The 5,066-nt window shown below is 48.9% G+C and carries 7 protein-coding genes; 4 read left to right on the plus strand and 3 right to left on the minus strand.

Annotated features, from left to right (window positions below):
• The 3 genes from J4G02_20605 to J4G02_20615 form a co-directional block, all read right to left on the minus strand.
• Positions 1 to 376: hypothetical protein (locus J4G02_20605; protein ID MCE2396928.1), on the minus strand; the 376-nt coding region annotated here is incomplete at its 3' end.
• 24 nt (positions 377 to 400) lie between these two features.
• Positions 401 to 1,003 carry a hypothetical protein gene (locus J4G02_20610; protein MCE2396929.1) on the minus strand — a complete coding sequence of 201 codons (603 nt, stop codon included), beginning with the start codon at positions 1,001 to 1,003 and terminating at the stop codon, positions 401 to 403.
• A gap of 2 nt (positions 1,004 to 1,005) precedes the next feature.
• Positions 1,006 to 1,944, minus strand: coding sequence for an AAA family ATPase (locus J4G02_20615; protein ID MCE2396930.1), 939 nt, complete (start codon positions 1,942 to 1,944; stop codon positions 1,006 to 1,008).
• A 477-nt stretch (positions 1,945 to 2,421) separates the two neighbouring features.
• Here J4G02_20615 and J4G02_20620 point away from each other — a divergent pair, with 477 nt between their 5' ends.
• The 4 genes from J4G02_20620 to J4G02_20635 all read left to right on the plus strand — a co-directional run.
• Positions 2,422 to 2,883, plus strand: a complete 462-nt coding sequence (locus J4G02_20620) for a mobile mystery protein A (protein ID MCE2396931.1) — start codon at positions 2,422 to 2,424, stop codon at positions 2,881 to 2,883.
• Between the two features lie 6 nt (positions 2,884 to 2,889).
• A complete protein-coding gene (locus tag J4G02_20625; GenBank protein ID MCE2396932.1) occupies positions 2,890 to 3,480 on the plus strand; it encodes a mobile mystery protein B in 591 nt (196 codons plus the stop codon).
• Between the two features lie 104 nt (positions 3,481 to 3,584).
• A complete protein-coding gene (locus J4G02_20630; protein ID MCE2396933.1) occupies positions 3,585 to 4,484 on the plus strand; it encodes a LysR family transcriptional regulator in 900 nt (299 codons plus the stop codon).
• Between the two features lie 264 nt (positions 4,485 to 4,748).
• The coding region (locus tag J4G02_20635; GenBank protein MCE2396934.1) for an AMP-binding protein at positions 4,749 to 5,066 on the plus strand (318 nt) is incomplete at its 3' end.

The following is a 5,066-nucleotide window of genomic DNA, read 5'->3' on the forward strand; positions in this document are numbered from 1 at the left end:
TTTCGATAGTCTCTATCAAGTCCCGCGCGCTCATGGAACCAGCGCCGTTTGCGGCGCTTTCCCCGGGATAGCCCTTCTCCACGCCCGGACCGGGATCGGATCTCAAATCCGTCCCCCCGGCGCCTGCAGCCGAACCTCCCCGTTCCCCAGGCCGCGCCAGTTCAGCCTGCACCGACCCGGCAACGGCCTCGGCAATCCTGCGCGGGCTGGTCTTCTCCCGCTTTGCCAGCAGGAATGCCAGGTTGGACTGGTAATCACCGAACTGTTTATCCTGGCACGGCGTCACCTGGCACTCGAATGCCGCACCAAACCCCGCGAAACAGTCCGCAACCGCACTGTTCAATATGCTTTTAACCGATTCGATAAAACCCACAATTTCGTATGGTCCTTGCCTGCTTTCTCATAATTCTCCCTCAGCCTCAGAGACATATCCGCCGCCACTCTCATCATGCCCATGTCTAAGGTAATTGTATCCCCGAAGATTGACTGTCTTCTTGATAATTTTTTCGATTATCGACAAACGGGTTGACTTAGATGGGAAATTCAGTCCTAACTCCCCTCCAATCTGTTTAAGCATTGAAATATTATATTTCCTTTTGTCTGCGAACTTACGCTTAATATCTTCGGACGATAGGATTTTTAGTTCCTCTGCCATAGCTAATGCCTCCTTGCGATCCTGTTCTGTAAGGGAATTGCGCGGAGACTTTCTCAATATTCGTTCGTCCATTGAAAGGCCAAGAACACGCGACATGACAGGATCAGATTCAGCAACACGTACATAGTCCTTAATTGTTTCGATTGTTGTTGTGACGCCGTCAGCATCTTCTTCAGTTGGAAGTGATCGCAGCCTGACTCGAAATTCCTCCAAGAACTTAACTAATGCTTCCAGTTCATGGTCAAGTCGGGATTTCGTTTCCTGTGATGGTAAGGTGTCAACCAATACGGACAAGTTCTTCAGAAAACTTTCCAACTTCCTACCCGTCAATTTTACAGAATTACTCATTCTCAGAATTTCTCCAATAGCTCGTCGACGATTTTTGGATATTCCTGCTTCATTCTAGCCCGTCTAGCATTCTCAGTATCATGTAACCATACTGGCAAGCTGTTTTCTGCGGCTTCCGTATATCCAATCAACTCAGTTGTGTGAGTTTTGAAACATTCCAGACCCAAAGATGAGCGAACCTCCCCCATCTTATTCATATGTGCCGTCGTCAACATTGACCCTCCGATTCGTGCCCGAACGAAAAGAACTGCGCCAAACTCAGCAACACGGTGACGATCTGCTTCACTGCCAGCGAGCACAGCCGCATGCTTCACAAGGGTATCGATTTTCTTTACTTTCTTTATCAGGATGTTTAGGCCAATAGTAGAAAGATGGTCCGGTATCGCAGTAACAATATAATAATCACTCGCAACCAGCGCGTTTTGTGTCATCAAATAAAGGTTTGGTGGGCAATCAATGAGAACATAATCATATTTATTATGGACCTCTTTGATGACTTCAGTAAGGAAATTCCGGTCACGCATAAACTGCTTTGCGTTCATCTTTAACATTTCCATACTCGGATACGCCCCAGCGATTTGGCCGCTGCCAATATCTTCCCCGATCAGATCAATATCACATGGCACCAGATCAACTCGGGGATGATGGCGACCATCCCTTAAACGAATAGGGGTTTTCCATAAGTATTTTTTGACATCTACAGGGCTCTTATGCAGATATCTCTTATACATTGTGGCGATTGTTCCGACTTTGGACTTACGTCTTTCCCAGTCTTCAACAGAGGCGCATAAAAACGTCAGGTTCGTCTGTGGGTCAATATCGATCAATAAGACGTTCTTGTTTTTTGTCCCAGCCAACCAGCACCCAACGTGATAGGCAGATGTTGTCTTGGCAACACCGCCTTTGTAGTTGATGAAGGCAAAAACTTTTGCTCTCGTCATTAGTATGCTCCATGCAAACAAGTGAACAAAGCGAATTATGACGCCGTTAAGAGCAGAGGGTCAAGCACAAGCTTATATCGAGACGCAAAGAGGACAACAGAAAATTATATAGAGAATATCATTTTATTCATGTTTCAAGCGCATTCGGCCGTTAACTCATAAAAACTATTGAGGGGTTTTAAATTGACTGTGAAAAAATGAGGTCCCCAATATATATTTGATTAATTCTATAACTCTCATTCAATCATCCTGAATATCTCACCAAGCGCGTATATTGCACCAAGGGGAGGAATAAACAAAGTCCAACCGACAAAGAGAAGGGTTTGTGTTGATTTTTATCCATGTGTTCTCTCCCGTATTACACAACGTTGGATTATAAAGCTATAATTCAGTAGCCATATTACTGTATATATGCTATATTTATATAGCCTAATTATATTTATCAGGCTTTATATTTATAGACTATAGAGAACGATCATGATTAATCTGAGACGAACTGTTCTTAAACAGTATCAAGATATGGCCAATCAACATTGTGCATTGATGAAGGTCCCCCGCCCAAAAGAGGGGTGGATTCGTACCGCCCGAAAGGCGCTAGGCATGAGTGGACCACAGCTTGGCCGTAGGCTCGGCTTAAAAAAAGCGCAAGTTTCCCAAATGGAGCGAATGGAAACAGAAGACCGCATCTCACTCAAACAATTACGGCGCGTCGCGGAGGCGCTCGAGTGCGATCTGGTTTATGCTCTTGTACCCAGGCAACCAATCGAAGAAACTATAATGGAAAGAGCCAGGGAAAAAGCCACCAAGCTGGTGACAAAGGCAGACGTTCAGATGGCTCTCGAAGCTCAACAATTAAACAAGACAGCCCTGGTTGAGGAAATCAACCTTGAAACACAACGTTTACTTGAAACTATGCCGCGTGATTTATGGGAGGATTAAATAAAAATGGATTACCCGGATGGCGCTACACCGTTAGACCCGAATGAACTGGAAGGATTGAAATTTCCACATATTCAAACTCGCAGTCAACTCGACCGGTTAGAGCAACAAAATATCCAGGAAGGTTTGAAATGGCTGGCAAGTCAACGCAAGTATAATGACCTGTTAACTACAGAATTTACCAAGGAACTACATAAACGCCTGTTTGGATTAGTCTGGAAGTGGGCCGGTAGTTTCAGGACGACAGAAAAGAACATTGGCATTGACCCAATAAATATTAGTGTTGAACTATATAAGCTATTGGAAGATGCTCGTTATTGGATTGACCATCACACCTATCCCCCGATTGAGTTTGCAGCGCGCTTCCATCATCGCCAAGTTCAAATTCATTTATTTCCTAATGGGAATGGCCGCCACTCAAGAATAATGACAGATGCACTGCTGGAAAAATGTTTAAAGGAAAGAGCGCTTCAGTGGAGCAGTGAAATATTAGCAGGCAATCCGGAACATCGGGAAGTTTACATCAATGCACTTCGAAGAGCGGATGCGGGTGATTACATTCAGTTAATTAATTTTCTCATGGGTCAGACAAGTTGAAAATAACCGAAAATACAGCCACAATCAGTCACGGGCAAATTTGGGACACCCACAAATTGACGGGATGAAATTTGGGACACCCATAAATTGGCGGCCAAGTCGCAATGCGCAACGTAAACCTTAACCTGCTGAAGGTATTTGACGCGGTGATGAGAGAGCGCAACATCACCCGCGCAGCCGCGAGGTTATGCGTATCGCAGCCGGCAATCAGTAATGCCCTCAGCAGCCTGCGCGCGCTGTACGGCGACGAATTATTCATACGCACGCCCAAAGGCGTAGCGCCGACGGCAAAAGCCCTGGAGATTGCTGATCCCATCCGGGAATCGTTGCAACTGGTAGACGATACACTGGAAAACAACCTCGAGTTCCGGCCCGAGTCCCTGCACCGCCAGTTTACCGTCGCGCTGACCGACTACGGCGAACTGCACTTCCTGCCCTATATCATCAGTGAACTGAACATCAGCGCACCGGGGGTGGAAGTCGTCTGTCTCCCCGAACCCGGCGCGACACTGCGGCCCGAGATGCGGTCCGGGACGGTTGACCTGGTTTGGGACTGGGTCAGGATCGACGATCCCCAGTACCACGTGGAACTGATCTTCCAGGACCGGAGCTACTGTGTAGCCCGCAGGGACCACCCGAAAGTCAACGCCGGCCTGTCGCCGGACGATTTTCTCGAGTTGGAACACGTTGCCCTGCGGCCGACGCGCACGCACATCCCCATGATTGAACGGGAACTGGAGAAACAGGGCCTGCAACGCAAGGTCGTTGCCGAGGTATCCCACCTGCTGGCGATGCCCGGCATAGTGGCCAACACCGACCTGGTTGCCTGCCTGCCGCAACGGCTGGCAACATTCTATGCCGGGCAAATGGACCTTGCCATCTGCCCCAACCCGGTATTCTCACACCCCGTCCCCGTTTACCAGATGTGGCACAAGCACCTGGACGACGATACCGGACATGCCTGGTTCCGCGGCCTCCTGCAGCGGCTGGCGCACAGCGTCTGACAAATCAACGGGGTCAGACTCGATTGATTTTGCTCTAAGGATTTCTGTTTTCGCCGGAACGGTGGGAAATCAATCGAGTCTGACCCCATTGATTTCCGGGATAGTTTTTTATGATGATTCAATATCACGAATCGTGATTAGAATGTCCTCCCGAGGATTGCTAGTTTCACAGGGTCGGAACATGATTAATTACCGGATACTGGCTTACACCGGTATGACGGTAACCTGAATCCAGTATCGCGGTAACTTGAATACGGAGAGCACGTGAGCGCAGAACAAGCTCGATCAATACCCTACACCAGCCGCACATTGCCCCGGATACTCAGCCTCCAGGCGGCGCGCCACGGTGACAAGACCTTGATAGCATCTGCATCCCGCTCCATCACTTATGGCGGGGCGCCGGATATTGCCGCACGCAGCGCCGGACGTCTCGCGGCCGCCGGCGTACAGGCAGGAGACCGGGTCATCGCGTTCCTGCCCAACGGCATGGACCTGGTAGAACTCTGGTTCGGCGCGGCCTGGCTGGGCGCGGTGCTGGTGCCCATCAATACCGAGTTTCGCGGCGAACAGTTACGCCATGCC

The sequence above is a fragment of the Candidatus Poribacteria bacterium genome (assembly GCA_021295755.1).
Taxonomy (GTDB): Bacteria; Poribacteria; WGA-4E; order WGA-4E; family PCPOR2b; genus PCPOR2b.